Origin of the sequence: Moraxella sp. CTOTU49097 (assembly GCF_032064105.1) — a bacterium.
Lineage (GTDB): Bacteria > Pseudomonadota > Gammaproteobacteria > Pseudomonadales > Moraxellaceae > Faucicola > Faucicola osloensis_B.
Window position 1 is genome coordinate 63,886 of the sequence record NZ_DAMBOA010000005.1, and the last position, 19,115, is coordinate 83,000.

The 19,115-nt window shown below is 44.0% G+C and carries 16 protein-coding genes; 12 read left to right on the forward strand and 4 right to left on the reverse strand.

Translation table 11 applies throughout. From position 1 onward, the window contains the following. The first annotated feature begins 15 nt into the window (after positions 1 to 15). From nuoI to RT064_RS04835, 7 genes are all read left to right on the forward strand, one after another. The gene (gene nuoI, locus RT064_RS04805) at positions 16 to 567 is read left to right on the forward strand and encodes an NADH-quinone oxidoreductase subunit NuoI (RefSeq protein WP_100269660.1); all 552 of its coding nucleotides are present in this window, start codon (positions 16 to 18) and stop codon (positions 565 to 567) included. Beyond that, positions 564 to 1,208 carry an NADH-quinone oxidoreductase subunit J gene (gene nuoJ, locus RT064_RS04810; RefSeq protein ID WP_313062062.1) on the forward strand — a complete coding sequence of 215 codons (645 nt, stop codon included), beginning with the start codon at positions 564 to 566 and terminating at the stop codon, positions 1,206 to 1,208. The genes nuoI and nuoJ overlap by 4 nt, the downstream gene beginning before the upstream one ends. Continuing rightward, positions 1,208 to 1,531 carry an NADH-quinone oxidoreductase subunit NuoK gene (gene nuoK / locus RT064_RS04815; protein ID WP_007115476.1) on the forward strand — a complete coding sequence of 108 codons (324 nt, stop codon included), beginning with the start codon at positions 1,208 to 1,210 and terminating at the stop codon, positions 1,529 to 1,531. The genes nuoJ and nuoK overlap by 1 nt, the downstream gene beginning before the upstream one ends. A 7-nt stretch (positions 1,532 to 1,538) precedes the next feature. Continuing rightward, complete coding sequence (nuoL, locus tag RT064_RS04820; protein ID WP_313062064.1) at positions 1,539 to 3,440, forward strand: NADH-quinone oxidoreductase subunit L; 1,902 nt, start codon at positions 1,539 to 1,541, stop codon at positions 3,438 to 3,440. 5 nt (positions 3,441 to 3,445) lie between these two features. Next, the gene (nuoM, locus tag RT064_RS04825; protein WP_159769296.1) at positions 3,446 to 5,032 is read left to right on the forward strand and encodes an NADH-quinone oxidoreductase subunit M; all 1,587 of its coding nucleotides are present in this window, start codon (positions 3,446 to 3,448) and stop codon (positions 5,030 to 5,032) included. Beyond that, positions 5,033 to 6,553: an NADH-quinone oxidoreductase subunit N gene (locus RT064_RS04830; RefSeq protein WP_313062065.1), complete on the forward strand. Its 1,521-nt coding sequence runs from the start codon at positions 5,033 to 5,035 to the stop codon at positions 6,551 to 6,553. Between the two features lie 94 nt (positions 6,554 to 6,647). Beyond that, positions 6,648 to 7,517, forward strand: a complete 870-nt coding sequence (locus tag RT064_RS04835; RefSeq protein WP_313062066.1) for a ferredoxin--NADP reductase — start codon at positions 6,648 to 6,650, stop codon at positions 7,515 to 7,517. 85 nt (positions 7,518 to 7,602) lie between these two features. Here RT064_RS04835 and RT064_RS04840 read toward each other — a convergent pair whose 3' ends face one another. After that, positions 7,603 to 8,319 (reverse strand): hypothetical protein, encoded by a 717-nt coding sequence (locus RT064_RS04840; protein ID WP_313062068.1) that lies wholly within the window; start codon positions 8,317 to 8,319, stop codon positions 7,603 to 7,605. Positions 8,320 to 8,698: 379 nt separating this feature from the next. On the opposite strand from RT064_RS04840, the gene RT064_RS04845 reads away from it, so the two are divergent. The 4 genes from RT064_RS04845 to RT064_RS04860 all read left to right on the forward strand — a co-directional run bounded on the left by RT064_RS04845 (position 8,699) and on the right by RT064_RS04860 (position 12,123). Continuing rightward, entirely contained in the window at positions 8,699 to 9,568 is an 870-nt protein-coding gene (locus tag RT064_RS04845; RefSeq protein ID WP_313062069.1) for an energy transducer TonB, read from the forward strand. 30 nt (positions 9,569 to 9,598) lie between these two features. Next, positions 9,599 to 10,303, forward strand: coding sequence for an HAD family hydrolase (locus RT064_RS04850; protein ID WP_313062070.1), 705 nt, complete (start codon positions 9,599 to 9,601; stop codon positions 10,301 to 10,303). A gap of 82 nt (positions 10,304 to 10,385) precedes the next feature. After that, a protein-coding gene (gene prfB, locus RT064_RS04855) for a peptide chain release factor 2 (RefSeq protein WP_159374384.1) occupies positions 10,386 to 11,481 on the forward strand; the annotation gives its coding sequence in 2 pieces (ribosomal slippage) (positions 10,386 to 10,457 and positions 10,459 to 11,481; 1,095 coding nt in all). Between the two features lie 105 nt (positions 11,482 to 11,586). After that, positions 11,587 to 12,123, forward strand: a complete 537-nt coding sequence (locus tag RT064_RS04860) for a gamma carbonic anhydrase family protein (RefSeq protein WP_313062073.1) — start codon at positions 11,587 to 11,589, stop codon at positions 12,121 to 12,123. Positions 12,124 to 12,204: 81 nt separating this feature from the next. On the opposite strand, the gene RT064_RS04865 is transcribed toward RT064_RS04860, so the two are convergent. The 3 genes from RT064_RS04865 to asd form a co-directional block, all read right to left on the reverse strand. Further along, positions 12,205 to 14,040, reverse strand: a complete 1,836-nt coding sequence (locus tag RT064_RS04865; RefSeq protein ID WP_313062075.1) for a hypothetical protein — start codon at positions 14,038 to 14,040, stop codon at positions 12,205 to 12,207. Between the two features lie 157 nt (positions 14,041 to 14,197). After that, entirely contained in the window at positions 14,198 to 15,655 is a 1,458-nt protein-coding gene (locus tag RT064_RS04870) for a type IV pilus assembly protein FimV (RefSeq protein ID WP_313062077.1), read from the reverse strand. A 454-nt stretch (positions 15,656 to 16,109) separates the two neighbouring features. Next, entirely contained in the window at positions 16,110 to 17,252 is a 1,143-nt protein-coding gene (asd, locus tag RT064_RS04875) for an aspartate-semialdehyde dehydrogenase (RefSeq protein WP_313062079.1), read from the reverse strand. A gap of 317 nt (positions 17,253 to 17,569) precedes the next feature. Between asd and RT064_RS04880 the strand changes: the two genes are divergently transcribed. Beyond that, complete coding sequence (locus RT064_RS04880) at positions 17,570 to 18,703, forward strand: endonuclease/exonuclease/phosphatase family protein (protein WP_313062080.1); 1,134 nt, start codon at positions 17,570 to 17,572, stop codon at positions 18,701 to 18,703. Positions 18,704 to 19,115 lie beyond the last annotated feature (412 nt).

Consider the following 19,115-nt stretch of genomic DNA (forward strand, 5'->3'; position numbering starts at 1 on the left):
GGTGGAGATTAACGTATGTATTTGACTATGGTAAAAAACACGATTACGGGTTTTGGCTCAATCTTGCGCACCCTAATCATGGTCGCAAGTCATGCGACCCGTAAACGTGATACGATTTTATACCCAGAACAACCTGTCCCTGTACCGCCGCGTTTTCGGGGGCGTATTGTATTGACACGTGACCCGGATGGGGATGAGCGCTGTGTGGCCTGTAATCTATGTGCCGTCGCTTGTCCAGTGGGTTGTATTTCACTACAAAAAGCGGAACGTGAAGACGGACGCTGGTATCCAGAGTTTTTCCGTATTAATTTCTCGCGTTGTATCTTTTGTGGTATGTGTGAAGAAGCGTGCCCGACAACGGCTATTCAGATGACGCCAGATTTTGAGATGGGTGAATATAACCGTCAAAACTTGGTGTATGAAAAAGAGCATTTGTTAATTTCAGGCCCGGGTAAATTTCCTGACTACAATTATTACCGTGTGACTGGGATGGCGACCAAAGATAAACCTAAAGGGGCACACCAAAATGAGTCTGCACCGATTGATTTACGGAGTTTATTGCCATGATAACCGGAGCAACGATAGGGTTTTATTTATTAGCGATTGTCGCTATTTTGGCTAGTTTGCGCGTGATTACTCGTACCAATCCTGTGCATGCGTTATTAAACATGATTGTCACGCTGCTAGCATTATCAGGTATTTTCTTTGCCTTAGGGGCGCCATTTGCCGGTGCACTTGAAATCATCGTTTATGCCGGGGCGATTATGGTATTGTTCGTCTTTGTGGTAATGATGCTGAACTTAGGCACCCAAAGCACCTTAGAAGAAGAAAGCTGGTTGGCATCCTCGGCTTGGGCAGTGCCGGCAGGACTTGCATTTATTGTAGGTTTAACCTTGTTTAGTTTGATTGGCATGAAACATGGGTCTGAAGGAATGATGCCAGCGTTTATTGGGGTGGAGCCAGTCACGGCAAAAATGATCGGTGCTAAATTATTTACCGAATATTTATTGTTGGTCGAAATTGCAGGGTTTTTATTACTAGCGGGTTTGGTGGCGGCTTATCATTTGGCAAAATCTGCCTTGGATGATGAAAACGAAAGTCATAACAGTGAGCTTGGTAATACTGTACAACCTGCGGTAACGAATTTTATTGATAAAGAGCCCAGCCAACCGGCTGTGTTACGCGAAGTTCAGGAGGAGAAGGCATAATGGGACACTTTCCATTAGAGCATGTGCCATTAGAGCACGGTCTAATCTTGTCAGCGATTTTGTTTGCCATTGGTTTTTGTGGTGTGATGGTAAGACGTAATTTTTTGTTTATGTTGATGAGTCTTGAGATTATGATGAATGCTGCTGCCTTAGCATTTGTAGTGGCAGGTAGTCGCTGGGTCAGTCCTGACGGACAAATTATGTTTATTTTGGTGCTAACTTTGGCAGCCGCTGAAGTCGCAATTGGGTTGGCTATTCTTTTACAGTTTTATCATAAGCGTGGTCATTTAGATGTCGATACGGCAAATGAGATGAAAGGGTGAAATCAAAATGAGTATGTTACCTTTAACCTTTATGCTGCCGCTGATTGGCTTTCTGATTCTAGCGACCATGCGTGACCGCTTAAGCGAAAACGCAGCCGCAGTGGTCGGTGTCGGTAGTATGGGTTTGGCTGCTTTGTGTGCCTTGATGGCAGGCAGTGATTTTTTAATGAACCACCCACAAGGCGCTGTCATTAATCAGACATTGTGGACGTGGATGCAAGTAGGTAGTTTTGCCCCAAAATTTGGTCTCATGCTGGATGGTTTGGGCGTGACCATGATGGGCGTGATTACCGGTGTCGGTTTTTTAATTCATATTTTCGCGTCATGGTATATGCGCGGTGAAACAGGCTACGCAAGATTTTTTAGCTATATGAACCTGTTCGTCGCAAGTATGTTATTACTTGTGCTTGCTGACAATTTAGTGCTGTTGTACTTAGGTTGGGAAGGCGTTGGTATCTGTTCTTACTTATTGATTGGTTTTTATTATCACGAGCGCGCCAATGGCCGTGCTGCGATGAAAGCCTTTACCATAACCCGTGTGGGTGATGTGTTCTTAGCGTTTGGCTTATTCTTGTTGTTCCGTGAATTGGGTACGTTAAATATCTCAGATATCAATGCTAATGTATCGCAAATGCTAACGTCGGCAGGGTCAACGGTGACTATTTTTGGTCATAGCTATCCTACCATTAAAGTTGCGGCTGTAATGCTAGTGCTTGGTGCGATGGGTAAATCTGCACAGATTCCGCTGCATTCTTGGCTTGCCGATGCGATGGCAGGTCCTACGCCTGTTTCAGCCTTGATTCATGCGGCAACGATGGTTACCGCAGGTGTGTATTTAATTGCCCGTTTACATCCTGTGTTCTTATTGACCCCTGATGTATTGGCAAGTTGGGTGGGTATTGTTGGGGCAACGACATTGTTGGTTGCGGGTTTCTGTGCGCTGGCACAAACCGATATCAAACGTATCTTAGCTTATTCCACCATGAGTCAAATCGGCTATATGTTCTTGGCATTAGGGGTAGGCGCTTGGCAAGTTGCGATTTTCCACTTGATGACCCATGCGTTCTTTAAAGCTTTATTATTCCTAGGGTCAGGCGCTGTTATCTTGGCTTACCATCATGAGCAAAACATCTTTAAAATGGGCGGCTTGTTTTATAAAAATAAATTCCTATTTGCGGTGTTTGCGATCGGGGGTGGGGCGCTTGCTGCGATTCCTTGGATTACAGTGGGTTATTACTCAAAAGATGAAATCATTTGGGAAGCCTTTGCATCAGGTCATATGAATTTATTTTGGATGGCAGTGGTGGGTGCATTTTTAACCTCGATTTATACGTTTCGTATGATTTGGATTGTGTTTTTTGGTGAAGAAAAAACGCCTATTCACGATCTTAAAGGTTGGACATACTGGCTGCCGCTTGCGGTATTGCTAGTGTTATCAACTGCAGTGGGGGCGATGATTCATCCACCATTAGCAGGCGTATTGCCACAGAGTTTTAGCGTGATTCATCCTGAGGTAGAATCAGGTAAGCACACGGCAGAAATGATTGTGATGGCTGCAATGTTGGCGGGTTTGATTGTGGGTGCTTTCTTGTTTGCCCTAGATAAAGGTCGCATCGTGAGTAAGTTTAACCAAACAGGTTTGGGCCGTGCGCTTAATTACTGGTGCTATCATGGTTTAGGCTTTGATGCTTTGTATGACATTGTGTTTGTTAAACCATTCTTATTGATTGGTAAGTTGATTAAAATTGACCCGATTGACCGTACTTGGAATATTTTACCCGCCCTATCGCTGGCAGGTAACCGAGTGGCGACATGGTTCCAATCAGGCTCGATTCGTGGGTATGCTGCAAGCTTCGGTCTTGGCATGGCAGTATTGTTGGTGTTGGTAATGATGATGATAGGGAAGTAACAGTTATGCAAAATAATCTCTTATTACCCGCCTTGATATTTATTCCAATCATTGCAGGTTTTCTGTGCTGGTTGGTTGAAAAAGTTGATGAACGTTTTCCGCGTTGGATTGCGTTTCTTGGCATGCTATTAACGTTTTTGATTACGGTAGCTATTTGGCAAAACGGTAACTTTATTGGTGCAGCACAAACCATTGCGGAAGTGACTGCTAAACCGACTTGGTTGGCAGAGTTTCAACTACCTTGGATGCCCTCATTAGGGGTCAGTTTCCATCTAGCCATTGATGGATTATCGCTGCTGATGGTGAGCCTAACAGCCTTCTTAGGTATGATGGCGGTGGCGTGTTCATGGGGTGAGATTACTCGCCGTGTGGGCTTCTTCCATCTCAATCTACTTTGGAGCTTGGGCGGTGTTATTGGTGTTTTCCTAGCAATCGATATGTTCTTGTTCTTCTTCTTTTGGGAGATGATGTTAGTTCCTATCTATTTCTTGATTGCAATCTGGGGACACAATGCGATTGGTGGTAAAACCAAAGAATATGCGGCAACCAAATTCTTTATTTATACCCAAGCATCGGGTCTGATTATGTTGATTGGTATTTTGATTTTGGTGATGATTCATGCATCAACCACAGGTCAAATAACGTTTAACTATATGGACTTGCTCGGTACAGATCTTGGTAAATGGCAATATCCCATCATGCTGATGTTCTTCATTGGCTTTGCGGTTAAATTACCAATTTTCCCATTGCATGGCTGGTTACCCGATGCGCACGCACAGGCACCGACTGCAGGCTCGGTGGATTTGGCTGGTATTTTGATTAAAACTGCGGCGTATGGTTTATTGCGGTTTGTTCTGCCATTATTCCCAGAAGCCAGTGCTCAGTTTGCACCGATTGCAATTACCTTGGGCGGTATTGGTATTTTCTACGGGGCTTGGCTTGCGTTTATGCAGCAAGATATCAAGCGGTTACTGGCTTATACCAGTATTTCACACATGGGTTTTGTGGTACTTGCGTTGTATGCCGGTACGTTAATTAGTTTCCAAGGCTTGATGATTCAAATGTTGGCACATGGTCTTAGCTCAGCGGCATTATTTATCATGAGTGGTCAGCTTTATGAGCGTCTACATACCCGTGATTTGAGCCAAATGGGTGGTATGTGGGGTCAAATGCGTTATTACCCACCGTTACTTATGTTCTTTGCCGCGGCATTATTAGGTATTCCAGGTACTGGTAACTTTATTGGTGAGTTCTTAATTCTTCTAGGGTCTTTTGCCTCGCATCCTGTGGCAGTGGTGTTTGCCACCTTTAGCTTAGTCGTTGCAGGTTTATACGCATTAATTATGATTTATAAAGCATTATTTGGTACGCCAACAGCGACGATTGAAAAAATGTCACCGATGCGTGATATCAATGCGCGTGAAGCGGCAATCTTGTTGGTGCTTGCGTTTGGTTTAATATGGTTAGGTCTATATCCGCAATCATTCTTAGATACCTCTGATCACAGTATGCAGTGGATTAGTGAGGCATATCATGTCCAGCAAGTTGTACCTACTTCTCAAGAGCCATTTGCTCATATGGAGGTAAAATAGATGAATCCTATTATTCCATTTGCTAGCAATGTGCTCATGCCATTGTTTCCAATGATTTTAATTTCAATTACCACGGTGGTGGTGATGATTGCCATCGCCATGAAGCGTTCAAATTTTGTGGCAGGCACCCTTAGCGTCATTGGTCTTAATGCTGCCTTGGTTGTTGTGTTAATACAATTATTGGGTGGCAATCCTGATAGCATATTGCATGGTCTGTATGAATTATTTACGCCATCGCAAGGCTTGATTGCCCCCTTATTTGTGGTGGATAGCTTTGCCCAGTTCAATATGGTGATTATTTTAATCAGCTCATTGGCGTGTTTTACCTTGGCGTATGGTTACATTGAGGGCTATGGTGACAACAAAGAAGAATTGTATTTGCTAATGCTTATCTCAACATTGGGCGCGCTGTTTATGGTATGCGCTGATAATTTAGCCTCTTTCTTTGTCAGCTTAGAGTTATTGTCGGTACCGCTATATGGTATGTTGGCTTATACTTATGCGCGTGGTAAATCGTTAGAAGCAGGTTTCAAATACCTCATTTTATCGGCGACAGCCTCTGCTACCATGTTGATGGGTATGGCATTAATTTACTCAAACACAGGGACTTTATCCTTCCGTCAAATTGGTATGGCAATCGTGCCCATGTTTCAAAATGGTATGATTATGCCGATTTTGGTGGTGGGTACGGCATTAATGTTATTTGGTATCGCCTTTAAACTCTCAGCGGTACCATTTCACACTTGGACGTCGGACGTTTACCAAGGTGCGCCTGCACCTGTGGCGACTTTCTTAGGCAGTGTTTCCAAAGTAGCTATGATGGCGTTAGGGTTACGTTTTTTATTGTCGACGGCAACCTTAGCCTTGCCAGCAGTCAATACCTTGATTGTGGTGATTGCCAGTTTATCGATGATTATCGGTAACGTACTGGCGCTTCGTCAGCAAAATATAAAACGTCTGTTAGCTTATTCCTCCATTGCGCATATCGGCTATGTGTTAGCCATCATCAGCGCCGTGAAAGTTGAATCAGCAGGTTTTGTCAGCCTGTACATGGCAGTCTATGCGTTTACTACTATTGGAGCGTTCGGTGTCGTGACTATTATGTCAAGCCCGTACAAACGTCAAGGTGAAGCAGAATTGGTTGACAACTTCCAAGGTATTTTTTGGCAACGTCCTGTACTGACCGCTGTATTGACTGTGATGCTATTATCATTGGCAGGTATTCCATTGACCGCAGGCTTTATCAGCAAATTCTTTGCGATTTTTGCTACGGTTTCAGCGCAAAGTTGGTGGCTCACTGCCATGATTATCGTGGGTAGTGCAATTAGCTTGTATTACTATCTAAATCTTATGGTCACCTTGTTTAGACGTCCCCAAGCAGTGCAACCGCACGATGCAGTCAATCATTGGGGTGTTCAAGCAGGCGGCATTATGGTGTTGTTGGTGACGTTAGCAGTATTGTACTTCGGTATTTTCCCCGAAACGTTATCAAAAATTATCACGCTAGTTCGTCTGTATTAATCCAACTTTAGTACTGCGACATAAAAAAGCGTATCTTAGCTCATTAAGGTACGCTTTTTTGTTTATAATGATGCAAAAAAATGGTCAAGATAACATGTCAGATGATAAAAGTATTCGCGTTAAAGTGATTGAAGTGACCCGTTGGGCACCCACTTTGCTAAGTTTTAAAGTCACGCGTCCCGATGGCTTTAAATTTACCGCAGGACAATTTGTTAGGCTCGGTATCCATGGCAAAGATTTGCAATATTTTGGACAAAACCATGAGACCAAGCTAATAACTTCTGAGACGCAAGTTTATGAGGAGCAAGGTCATGAGGCGCAAGGTCAGCCCATTGACCTTGATGGCTATGTGTTTCGCGCCTATTCCGTTGCATCTTCACCCTATGATGAATTTATTGAATTCTTCTCGGTGGTCATTCCTGAGGGGGAATTTACCAGTAAGGTTAATCATATCCAAGTGGGCGATAGTTTATTGCTTAATACCACGCCATTTGGCTATTTGACCTTAGCCCGCTACCAGTTACCCCTGCCCAATGATTTATGGTTGCTGGCAACAGGCACAGGTTTAGCCCCATTTTTATCGATTTTAAAGACTATCGATGTATGGCAGCAATATCAGCGCATTATTTTGGTGTACAGCGCACGCACCTCACAAGAGCTTGCTTATCAAGCGGAGATTGGGTCGATTAAGTCAATCTATGGCGACAATGGGGCGGCGTTTGTATTCTTGCCTATTGTCACGCGGGAAGCGGATTATGCCGGGGAAAAAGCGCGGATTCCTAACTTGATATTGTCGGGCAAGTTAACCCAATTGGTAGGGCAAAAACTGGATAAAGAGCGCAGTCACGTGATGGTGTGTGGTAACCCACAAATGGTCGAAGATACCAAAGAAGCCTTAAAATCGATTGGATTGACCATGAATCGCCGCGGCGAAGGCAATATCGCCGTTGAAAACTATTGGTAAGCACCTCGTTAACTGGCAAAGCACAATCGGTAAAAAAATCAGTAGGGCAAAAGCGGTAAAGGATGAGTAATACCCATGAAAAATACTAAGCCGCTTTTGTTGCGTTAGTGGCCACTGCAGGATTATCCGCTTCGGTAATCAATTGTTCACTACTACCTATGTTGAGAATTTCACCGACGTTGGCATTGGCTCTCATTAGGAGCTGCTGTTCAGCAAGATAGCCATGATTCACCTGCACCTTGCGCAGCGTTGCCATGATTTTTTCGTTTTTCTTCAGCCAGCGACCAATATCGAGATACAAAATATCATCTTTTTGGTGCACCAAATTGATTTTCTCCAAAATCATGCCAAGCGGGTCTTTCTTTAACACCCGTTTAAAAAACCAAAGCGCCGCATGAATCGCTTTTGATTTCAGATATGAATCTGAATACAAGGCAATGACATCGGTGTCAGTCAGTTGCTGAAATACCAGGCGCTGGCGATAACGGTCAAATTGGGCATGTACCACACCTAAATTGACAGCAAGGTCAGCGTAGATGCCATTATAGTTAACCGTTGCATACAGTCGAAGCCAGCCTTCATGAATCTCCAGATGCATACTCAATATCGCTTTGACTTTTGCCACCACAAATTTTTGAATGGCATCGTTTAGCTGCTTTTCGGTGGCGGGCACGATAAACTCTTGACCGGCAAAATCTTCAATTTTCTCATACCACGTTTGCGATTTTTGCATCAGCTCACGTGCAATTTCTTCAGAATGGATGGCAAAAAATTCATCCAGTTGCGTTTTGCTTGTTATCACTATCGTTTCTCAGTTTTTTTATATTTGTATTGAAAGCTATTATTGTAGTCAGTTTTTGGGCATTGTAAAGTTGCTAATCATAAAGTCATTAATCATAAAGTCACTAATCATAAAGCTACTGACCCGTCTACAAAAAATCTTGTACCAGTAGTTGGTAACCATTAATTACTACTTATTAATTGCTCACCACTGATTGCTAATGGCGTATGAATTTAGCTTCAGCCAATGTTTGATTTAATCTATAATATCTGCGCGTTATAATACATGAGTGATTTGTATTTTTTTAGCAAGGTTGTAGAGAAGATAGCGTCGTCATCGTTCAAAGGGTTATATTTTGGTGTATAGCAAAGACAGTCACCGTGATGTTTTTCAAAAGTTAATGCCACATACTGCGGCTTGCAAAGACAGCGTCATGCTATTTGCTACGATTACGGCAGTGGTAATTCATGCGGCTGTTATTTTTGGTATCCAATTTGAAGATAAAAGCTCACCAACCGCAGCGGTGCAAGAAGTCACCACGGTATTGACCGAAAACCTGCAAAAGAATGAAAAAGCCGATTTTATTGCCAATGCCGGCCAGCAAGGTGGGGGTGAGTCCAACGAAAAGCTACGGCTTGAAAACAATACCATGAGTCCCTTAGAAGACCAAGCAGTCAATGAAACCGATGATATCGTGAGTCAAGAACGCCAAACGCGTCAAGAAGCGTTTCAAGAAAGTTATCTACGTACCACGTTAAGCTTTGAAAAAATCCGCAGGGAAAATAATAATAAGAAACAAGATGATAGCGAAAATCTAGCCGCGCAAGAACAACGGGTACAGGCACAAATTGCCACCCTTGAAACCAAAATCAGCAGTAACCGCCAATTACTAGCCAAAAAATCTGCGGTCAAAACTATCAGCAGTAACTCCACCACTACGGGTGAAGCCGCGCGCTATATCGAGAATTTTCGCCAACAAGCCTATCATATTGGCAACCAGCAATATCCGCAAGAAGCCCGCGCCAAAGGCATCAAAGGCGATGTCATGCTGATGGTGATTATTGAGCCTAACGGGCAAGTCAAATCCATCAAAGTTTTACAGTCATCAGGCGCTACCATCTTGGATGAAGCAGCAAAAAATTCGGTGCGTAAAGCCGCGCCATTTGGTAAGTTCTCAAAGGAAATGCAAGATTATTTGGAGCTGCGCATTATCCGTACTTGGCGATTTGGTGATACCTTAACCGTCGATGACCAAAACCCCGCAATTTAACTTTTCACTAACTATGCTAAAGGCTGTCCTATGTCAACCGTACTACACAAAGAATTGGCGCTATTTGACCTCGATAACACCCTCATTGATACTGATAGTGACTATATGTGGGGCGAGTTTTTGGTCAAACATCATCTGGTAGAAGAATCGCTGTATCGTGCTAAAAATCGGGAGTTTTATGAGCACTATATCGCAGGGACGCTCGATGCGGTCGTCTATAATGAGTTTGTGGCAGGCTTTTTAAAACAGCATACTTTAGCCCAATTACACGAATGGCGTGAACAATATTTGCAAGAAGAAATTGCGCCAAAAGTGCGTCCAAAAGCGGTTAACGCTATCCAATCACATTTACAAGCGGGGCACGATGTGGTGGTGATTTCCGCCACCAATGCCTTTGTGGTCAAAGCGATTGTTAACAAATTATTTTTGGTAGCGGAAGATAATATTTTAGCCACTGAGCTTGAAGTCACCAAGCAGGGATACACGGGTAAGGTCGCAGGGCAGCCAAACTTTAAAGAAGGCAAAATCATTCATTTAAAAAATTGGATTGCTCAAAAAAATGCGCAAGGCATTACTTATACCAAAACTTATGCCTATTCGGATTCAAAAAATGATTTGCCGCTATTAGAATGGGCAGATGTGGCGATTGCGGTCTGCCCCGATGATACCCTACACGCGCATGCCTTAGCGCATCATTGGGCAGTGGAAGATTGGTCGATGAAAGCACAGGCGTAGTAGGCGACAGCTAAGATGAATCCAGTGACAGATTCAGGTATAATAGCGTATTTTTCATAGTAACACGTTAAGGTAACCTCGCATGGAAATCAACCCGTATTTAGAGCATATCAAAGACTTAACTGACCGTGGCAACCAGCTTCGGGGGTATCTTTGACATCGAAGCCAAGCAAGAGCGTTTGGAAGAAGTCAATTTAGAGCTTGAAAACCCAGAATTGTGGAACGACCCAGAGCGTGCCACCAAAATCAGTAAAGAAAAATCGCAGCTTGATAATGTCATTGGCGTGATTACCGCTTTAGACGACAAGTTAGAAGACGCCAAAGCCATGATTGACTTAGCGGTGGAAGCCGATGATGCAACGCTATTAGCAGACGTACAAGCGGAACTCGATGAGGCCGAAGCCAAAGTCGCAGATTTAGAGTTTAAGCGTATGTTTAGCGGCGAGATGGATGGTAACAACTGCTATGTTGATATCCAGTCAGGCTCAGGCGGTACCGAAGCACAGGATTGGGCAGAGATGCTGCTGCGGATGTATTTGCGCTGGTGTGAATCACATGGCTTTAAAGCCGAAATCATGGAACTATCAGCAGGTGGGGTTGCAGGGATTAAAAGCGCATCGATTCATGTCAAAGGTGACTATGCGTTTGGCTGGTTACGTACCGAAATCGGTGTGCATCGGTTGGTAAGAAAATCACCGTTTGATAGCAATAACGGTCGCCACACGTCGTTTGCAGCGGTGTTTGTATCGCCTGAAATCGATGATAATATTGAGATTGATATCAATCCTGCCGATTTACGCATCGATACTTATCGCTCAAGCGGTGCAGGCGGTCAGCACGTTAATACCACCGACTCTGCGGTACGTATCACCCACCAACCGACAGGGATTGTGGTTGCGTGTCAAAATGAACGTAGCCAACATGCCAACAAAGACACGGCAATGAAAATGCTACGCGCCAAACTGTACGAACGTGAAATGATGCAGCGCATGGAAAAGCAACAAGCGCTAGAAGATACCAAGTCGGATATCGGTTGGGGTAGTCAAATTCGCTCGTATGTGCTGGATGACTCGCGGATTAAGGATTTGCGTACAGGGGTGGAAACATCGAATACGCAGGCGGTGCTGGATGGTGACTTGGATAAATTTATCGAAGCGAGCCTAAAAGCAGGGCTTTGATTTAACTGCATTGGCCACAATAACCCATTGCTAATTTATCCCCACTTGCTAAAATTAGAGGGTCAATTTTTTAGTTGACGCTCTTTTTTTTCATAAGGATTTGATATGCTGTACCAATGGCAAGACAAAAAACCCACCTATCAAGCACCCTTCACAGGCTGGGTCGCAGACTCGGCTGAAGTCATCGGTGATGTGCATTTAGCTGATAACGTCAGTGTGTGGTTTGGCGCGGTGATACGCGCGGACAACGCGCCGATTTATTTGGGCAAAAATAGTAATGTGCAAGAAAACAGTGTGATACACACCGATGAAGGTATCGCCGTCACTATTGGCGAAGGCGTGACGATTGGGCATTTGGCGATGCTTCACGGCTGCAGCGTTGGTGATAATAGCTTGATTGGTATCGGTGCGATTGTGCTCAATAATGCCCAAATCGGCAAAAACTGCATCATCGGTGCCAATGCGCTTGTCACCGAAAATATGCAAATCCCAGATAATTCCATCGTGATGGGAAGCCCAGCTAAAGTTGTCAAAACCTTGCCGCAGGCGCGTGAAGTGATGCTTCAACAATCAGCATTACATTATGTTGAAAAAGCAAACGCCTTTAAAACGGGACTTAAACCCATAGCGATTGAGTATTAAGTTGTTATAAAGTAATTCAAAAAAAATTAGACCAAAAAAAAGGATAGTCAATTTACTATCCTTTTTTTATGCAGAACATGATTAAGCGATACGTTGTCTTAACGCTGTGGCACGTTCTACCAACGCCGTGTTGTTGCTGTCTTTGATTTCATCAAGCAAGCGTTTGGCACTGTCGTATTCCCCTAAATTCACATACTGTTCTGCCAAATCTACGTTTAACGTATCCGTGTCGATATCCTTAATCACATCCAGTATCGCTGATAAATCCTCAATGACTGGTGCTGTTGTTAGGCTTCCCTCATCTGCCATCGATGTCGTTTCAAGACTAGCGGTTCGGGTCGTAGTTGTCTGATTAGTTGCTTGAGTAGCTGTATCATCAAAAGACAAATCAATCAGGTCATCCGATATGACAGGCTCAGTAACCAAGACATTTGACGTAGGGTCTTGCGCTTTGGTCGTGTCATCGTCTAGCGCAAAATCAAACATATCATCTGAGATAAGTAGCGAATCAGATTGGCTAGGGGCTTTGACTTCTATAGGAGCGTTGACTTCTGCCAAGTCAACAACAGGCTCAGCGACTGATGGGGTAGCAGCTGTGGCTAATGTGGCTGCTTCTGCTTGGCGTAGTAATTCATCATCCAAATCAAACGATGTAATATCTGTGGCTTCATCACTTGCAACCGGTACAGAAGTTGCTGCATCGGAAGTTAGATTGCTAGATGCTTTGGTATCTGACGCGTCAAAGCTTAAGTCGGCTTCTGTAGTAACGTCATTGGTTGGAGTAACCGTAACCGCTGGCTCAGCGTTCAACTCAAAGTCGAAATCAAAATCATCTGCGATATTGTTGTCAGCGCTCGGTGCAGCCGTTGGGGTCGTTATCATTGGTTCTACAGCAGTAGCGGTAGGTGTTGATTGCGTCTCTGGTAAACTAAAATCAAAATCAAAATCAAAATCACTGTCGCTAATAGCATTGTTATTGACGTTACTTGCCGAAGTGGTGGTTACAAGTTCCTCTTTCACTGGGGCAACAATTTCGGTAGGCGATTCTAGGGCAGCGACAGTCTCAGCGGTCGCGGGCTGTTTGCTAGTTAGATCAAAATCAAAATCGTCAAAAGTTAACTCATTTGATTGTGATTGCGCCGCGGTAGTCTCAGTTGTTTTAGTGGCAGGCGAAACAGGTGCGATTTTGGTTTCAGGCACATCGAGTGCAAAGTCAAAAGCTAACTCATCATCGGCATTGCTGCTAACACCATTAGCTAGGGTTGCTGGCTGTGCCGCTTCAGTGACGCTCGGCATGGCAACCTGTAAAGTGCTGTTGACGGCTGGCTTATCACTGTCTTGTTTAAAACCTGGCAAATCAAAATCAAGTCCATCTGATTCAACACCTTCAGCGGTATGGGTCATCGCTGTGCTGCGTGCATTTATCGATTGTTCTTCATCTACCAGCATTTTTAGGTTATTGGCTTGGGTGGTGAGATCAATATCGTTGAGTGCCAATACCTCTAGGTAGAAGGCATTAAAGTGCTGATAATCTTTAGCCAAGGCATAGCTATTAAGTAAAGTAAAATTCAACCCGCTATGTGAGGGATGATTTTTTAGCGCACGACGTAACGTTGTGATAGCGCCATCATAGTCTTGGTTTTGAATCAATTGCTCAGCCGCTTGTAACTCATGCTGCGCACTCTCGGCGGTATTGAGGGTTTGAACAGTCTGTAAAGTCGTTTGCGGTAGGTCAGGTGCAGCTTGGCTTGGCATCTGCGATTGACGTTGCAGTTCTAGTTCGCGCTGCTGTTCAGCCAAGGTTTTTGGACGTTTAACTTGGGTCTGAGTATCAACCGTTGTCTGGTTCTTACCCTTTTTCATCAAGAAAACGCCAGCAATAATCACCAAAATCACCACTGCTGCGATACCTATCATTATTGGATCCATCTTTCACCTCATCGTTACGGTAGATAGTTATCATTAGGGCATAGCAAGATATAAGCTACCGCTTTATGCGACTAATGAATCACCACAAATTTGTTGTACGGTATGAAATGACACAGCACACAGGCAATATCATCCACGCGCTGTATTATTTTTTGTTTAACTCTTTTAAGCGTTTTTCTAATTGGGCAAGCTTGGTGTTTTGTATTTCCAAGCGATTTTCAGCGCCCACTAAGTCTTGATTGAGTTTGTTAACTTTAGTGGCTTGCTGGGCGGTAGCTTGGCGTTTTTGCTGCACTTGAGCCGCCACTTGGGATGACATCCCTTTGCCTACCTTGTTGTTGGTACTTTGACCTCGCACTGACCCATTGGTATGGCTGGGTGCGATGATGGTCATTTCAGATTTTTTAGTCGCTGCGTATGGCCGCGGTGTTTTTTGTGCTTTAAGTGTCTTTTTTGTCGTTTTTAGGGTGGCTGGTTGCTTGGCAGCAGATTTTGCTGCGATAACAGATTTTTTGCTTGCGACACGTCTTTTGTTTTGACGATATTGTTGTCGCGCTTTATTAGCCGATTTTATCCCAATTTGTGAAGGGACTACTTTGTATTTTGGGATGTGTAATTGGGTATTGGCGACAAGTTTGGTTGGGTCGTTATCGGGGAACGCGGTCGGATTGGCTGCCATGATATCTGCCATCACTTGATCCACATCTTTGCGGTTTGCCGCTGCGATATTACTGGCGATGGTCCAAAGGTTATCATTGCGCTGTAGTGTATAAGTGGTTGTCTCGCCAATGATTTGCGGGTTTTTGGCGCTGTACTTAAATTTGGATTTGGATTTGTCTGAAGGTTGATTGCCATAACTAGCTGCTGGGCTTGGCAATTGATTATCTGCGGCGTTTGTTTGGATGGGGTTTTGCGGTTGTGGCACGACTGGCGTATAGACAGCGTTATTTGGCTGAACAGATCGAACCGTTCGCGTCTCTTGAATACGTAGGTAGTCACTGTTTTCGCTAGCCAGTGTCATTGGGGCTGCACCAGCGGGCATACCAGTTGTAGGTAAATTAGGCAGCTGGTTGATGGTGGTTGATTGCAATGTTATCGGCTGCAGGGGTATAGGGTCGGGCGACAGAACAGGCAACTGCACAGGATTGGCCGAACCTATGACGATGTTTTGCGCAGGTGATTGAAAAGCCGTGGTATTGGCTTGCGTGGTGATTTTTTGTGCGCTGTCGATGGGCATCAACAAGGTTTTTGGCAGCGTTTTGGTCACGCCATTTTCCGTGATATTGAGCACCACATCGGTAAATGGGGCGTTAATCGCACGTTTGGTGGTCAATACAATCTGACCGCCATTGCTACTGGTTGGGAAAAATTTGATTTGAATATCAGCATCTTTTGACAAGCCTAGCTGACGATACACATCAGCTTGGGCGACTTTGACAGAAAAAGTTCTTGGATTGATATCACTGACATTAATACTAGCATTTAAAGGTTGGTTTTGTTGGGTTTGTACATAAGTATCGCCAATATTGACGGCATAAGCGACAATGGGAAGCGATAAGGGAAAACCCAATACCAAGTGTACAGAGTATTTTTGCCAAGACATAAAAAATCCTTGCTGAAGGTATCATAGCCTAGTTAGAGGTGTTAAAAAATGCCTACTTGTGTGGTCGCATGGTAGTCAATATACCGACAGGCAATATTCAAACATCAAATTAATCGATAGTCCAACAACTTGACAAAAGTTTCAGTCAAATTATCTGCTCAACTTTACACTTTTTGTCCAAAACTCTCAATAGTCTGACTCGCTTATTATTGGCATAAAGCTTGGGATAAAGCCCGCTGCTGATATCACTTTATGTGTGGATTGATACGTGGATTGATGCTTGGATAATGACGCTGTACTATTAATATCCTGACAATACCCTGATAACGGCAATCCCTGTTTACTGGTCATGGCGTTTTTTAGGGGTAAATAATGCATTAACACTATCAGATTTATCTACTCAGGCATAAAAAAACACGCCCTAGTCAGCGTGTTTTTTTATAAAACCTTGGGTTTATAATTGATTGCGGATAATCGCAAGTGTGCGGCGTAATGGCTCTGCCGCGCCCCATAACAACTGATCGCCCACGGTAAAGGCGGATAAATACTCACCACCTAGATTCATCTTACGAAGACGACCTACGGCAACTTTAAGGGTGCCCGTGACCGCCACTGGGGTCAAACGCTCAACCGATGCAGACTTGTCATTTTCTACTACATCTAGCCACTCATTGCCACTGTTACGAAGCGCAGCTTCAATTTCTTCTAGAGGGATGTCTTTTTTTAGTTTGATGGTCAAGCCTTGTGAGTGACAACGCATGGCACCGATACGCACGCAGATACCATCAATCGGCACAATGTTGGCATTAGTCTTGTCTGCATCATTGCCTAAGATTTTATTGGTTTCAACACAGCCTTTCCATTCTTCTTTTGATTGTCCGTTTTCTAGCTGCACATCAATGTAAGGAATTAAGCTACCAGCAAGCGGCGCACCAAAGTATTGTTTTGGGAAGTCGCTGCTACGTTGTAATTCGGCTACCTTACGGTCAATCTCTAAAATTGCGCCTGCCGGGTTATTAAGTTCGTCTGCGACGCCATCATGGATGTAGCCCATGCCTTTGATAAGCTCACGCATGTTATTGGCGCCCGCACCACTTGCCGCTTGGTAAGTCATCGCAGATACCCATTCAACCCAATCACGTTTGAACAACTCGCCAATCGCCATCAACATCAAAGATACCGTACAGTTACCACCGATAAAGTCTTTTTGACCATTTTTGATAGCGTCATCAATGACATTGCGGTTGACTGGGTCTAGGACGATGATGCTATTGTCCGCCATACGTAGGGTGCTTGCTGCATCAATCCAGTAACCGGTCCAGCCTTTATCACGTAGCGGTTGATGGACTTCTTTAGTATAGTCACCGCCTTGACAAGTAATAATGGCATCACAAGCCGCTAAAGCCGCTAAGTCATGCGCATCTTCAAGCTTGCTAGGGGCAATCCCATTTGGGGTAGGGGCATCGCCACCGGCATTACTGGTAGAGAAAAACACGGGGGTAATCCCTTCAAAATCGTTTTCATCTATCATACGTTGCATTAATACCGAACCGACCATTCCACGCCATCCGACCAAACCTACGCGTAGCTGACTCATGATAACCCTTCCTTACTGTAAACAAAATAAAATAAATAGTGCAGAAAATTCACATTGATTTTTCAATTAGTAACCTGTTACCTTGCCTGTATTTGTAAGGTTTTGCAAGTGAATTTTTTTTTACATGGGGCATCTATTTAGCTATAGATGGTAGGCTGATAGCGATGTCACGGTGAAAAATAGCGTTTGGCAACACAACTGCAATTTATCAGCATTATTTTTGCGGCTACTATATCGCCATGCTATTGATAACAAGCTAATGATAACAAGCTAATATTGACCAACGTGAAATGCAATATAACATGAAAGGATAGACAATGACGCTGTTGTTACAGTTGCTAGCAGGTTTTGTGGTTTTTGCAACTTTTTGGGCGACCATCCCTAGGTTTGAATGGTGGTTTAGGGTTGCTGATTTTCCCAGAAATCAATTGATTTTTTTGGGGGTGGTGGCGCTCATTGGCTTACTTTGGCTGGGCGCTTTTGACAGTCGTTGGCAGATGGGATTGATTTTACTGCTGCTTATTGCCCTGGCTATGCAAGCGTACATGGTGTTGCCTTATACGTTTTTGTGGAAGAAACAAGTGCAAACGGCACAGCCAAAATCACGCGATTATCAAGTGAAATTGTTGGTTGCCAATGTGTTGACGACCAATCCAAATAAACAAGCTTTAATTAACCTTATCCATACCCATCAACCCGATATTGTATTGACACTCGAAACTGACCAAGTGTGGCAAGACGCCTTAAGCCCCATTGAGGCTGACTATCCATTTAACGTCAAAGTGCCACTCGATAACTTATATGGTATGCATTTGTACTCAAAGCTTGAGCTTATCAATCCCCAAGTAAAATATCTGGTGGTTGATGATATTCCATCGATTCATACCCAAGTTCGCCTAGCCATGGGAAAGGTTGTTTGGCTATACTGCTTGCACCCCATGCCACCGAGTCCAACCGAAGCCGATAAATCGGTGACACGGGATGCTGAGCTATTAATGGTAGGCAAACACATCAACACCAACGACTTGACGGTGATTGTTGCAGGCGATCTCAACGATGTGGCGTGGTCGCATACCACACGCATGTTCCAGCGTATCTCAGGGCTACTAGACCCTCGCATTGGGCGTAAATTCATTAATACCTTTCATGCCAGCTACCCATTTTTGCGCTGGGCGCTTGACCATGTTTTTCACAGCAATCACTTTACCCTAGTATCGATGGCGCGTATGCCGAACATTGGCTCCGACCATTTTCCTGTGCTGACTACTTTACAATATGAACCTGAAGTCATGGATGAGCAGCCTGAACCTTTGCCAAGCATCGCCGATCACCAAGAGGCGAAAGAAACCATCAAAGAAGGCATTAAAGAAGGCATTAAAGAAGGCGAAAAACTATCGGAAGCTCAGACTGATAACGCTAATGATGCAAGCAAATTATTGAAAGGCGCATGAGAAAGCTAGTAGTGAGCAAGCTAAAACCCCATGTAAGCATTTGCTTACAACAGATTCCGCCTTTTGCGGCTAGTAACCAACCGTGCAACAACCTACAATGAACTCATCAACACAAGGATGATACCAAGGAATGGTAGTGTTGAGACGCTCAGGATGAGTAATATCATGGAAAGCCAATAATAATAACATAGTTGACATGAAGTGCCCTAAAACCCAAGTCTATTGCCCTAAGACTTGGGTTTTATCTTTTTTGGTACTTATCAATCATAATCTAGCCTAATTTAGCATAGTCTAGCTACCTTGTTTTGGCGACTTAAATGCAAATGCTGCAAGCCTTGTCGCGGTAGTTATTTTCAAGGGCAGCAAATAATCGCTGTCGATAGTCACAGTTAACAAATAATAGCCACCAAAT

What these genes read in the sequence shown, in the direction of transcription:
- nuoI (WP_100269660.1), top strand. Translation starts at nt 16, where the DNA reads ATGTATTTGACTATGGTAAAAAACACGATTACGGGTTTTGGCTCAATC.
- RT064_RS04850 (WP_313062070.1), top strand. Translation starts at nt 9,599, where the DNA reads ATGTCAACCGTACTACACAAAGAATTGGCGCTATTTGACCTCGATAAC.
- nuoM (WP_159769296.1), top strand. Translation starts at nt 3,446, where the DNA reads ATGCAAAATAATCTCTTATTACCCGCCTTGATATTTATTCCAATCATT.
- nuoL (WP_313062064.1), top strand. Translation starts at nt 1,539, where the DNA reads ATGAGTATGTTACCTTTAACCTTTATGCTGCCGCTGATTGGCTTTCTG.
- nuoK (WP_007115476.1), top strand. Translation starts at nt 1,208, where the DNA reads ATGGGACACTTTCCATTAGAGCATGTGCCATTAGAGCACGGTCTAATC.
- RT064_RS04870 (WP_313062077.1), bottom strand. Translation starts at nt 15,655, where the DNA reads ATGTCTTGGCAAAAATACTCTGTACACTTGGTATTGGGTTTTCCCTTA.
- RT064_RS04865 (WP_313062075.1), bottom strand. Translation starts at nt 14,040, where the DNA reads ATGATAGGTATCGCAGCAGTGGTGATTTTGGTGATTATTGCTGGCGTT.
- asd (WP_313062079.1), bottom strand. Translation starts at nt 17,252, where the DNA reads ATGAGTCAGCTACGCGTAGGTTTGGTCGGATGGCGTGGAATGGTCGGT.
- RT064_RS04880 (WP_313062080.1), top strand. Translation starts at nt 17,570, where the DNA reads ATGACGCTGTTGTTACAGTTGCTAGCAGGTTTTGTGGTTTTTGCAACT.
- RT064_RS04835 (WP_313062066.1), top strand. Translation starts at nt 6,648, where the DNA reads ATGTCAGATGATAAAAGTATTCGCGTTAAAGTGATTGAAGTGACCCGT.
- RT064_RS04845 (WP_313062069.1), top strand. Translation starts at nt 8,699, where the DNA reads ATGCCACATACTGCGGCTTGCAAAGACAGCGTCATGCTATTTGCTACG.
- nuoJ (WP_313062062.1), top strand. Translation starts at nt 564, where the DNA reads ATGATAACCGGAGCAACGATAGGGTTTTATTTATTAGCGATTGTCGCT.
- RT064_RS04830 (WP_313062065.1), top strand. Translation starts at nt 5,033, where the DNA reads ATGAATCCTATTATTCCATTTGCTAGCAATGTGCTCATGCCATTGTTT.
- RT064_RS04860 (WP_313062073.1), top strand. Translation starts at nt 11,587, where the DNA reads ATGCTGTACCAATGGCAAGACAAAAAACCCACCTATCAAGCACCCTTC.